This window comes from Xanthovirga aplysinae, assembly GCF_009711365.1.
Lineage (GTDB): Bacteria > Bacteroidota > Bacteroidia > Cytophagales > Cyclobacteriaceae > Xanthovirga > Xanthovirga aplysinae.
In genome coordinates this window covers 1-497 of sequence record NZ_SMMB01000151.1, presented here as the reverse complement: position 1 = coordinate 497, position 497 = coordinate 1, and the positions used below count along the sequence as shown (strand labels likewise).

Annotated in this window: 1 protein-coding gene; it reads right to left on the bottom strand. The window is 31.2% G+C overall.

Features of this window, described 5'->3' with window-relative positions; genetic code table 11:
• On the bottom strand, window positions 1-497 hold a 497-nt coding region (locus tag E1171_RS00250), incomplete at both ends, for a cysteine peptidase family C39 domain-containing protein (protein WP_246164087.1).

Below are 497 nucleotides of genomic sequence, written 5' to 3'. Positions count from 1 at the left end.
ATCTATAACACTTTGAGTCAAAAAAGGCATTATAATTTGTATGAGCATAACTGCCAATAGCCCATACAATAACTGAATAAATAACTTCTTATGTCGTAATAAATAGTAACTTATAGAGAAGAGGCTCTTTTCTTTATCACTTTTTGAAGTAAACTCCTTAAGTTTAATGGTAGGTTCTAGAAACAAAACGATACCTGTGGAGTTGGAAATAGTTTTATTTTGATTTGATGACCAATTTTTGATAAATTCTGACTTCGAATATGTAATTATGCCAATTGCTGGATCAGCAATCTGCACTGAATCCCCTTTAACTTTTATGAATACAACAAAATGATTTTGATTCCATAAAATGATGCATGGCCTATTAACTTTTTCAATTTGATCAAGTGTAGTCCTAACTCCTAAAGACTTGAAACCAACCTTTTCTGCAGCAAGCTTTAAATATAATAAGGATGTGCCGTCGCGAGTAGTTTCGGATAATTTTTTGATTTTAGAAA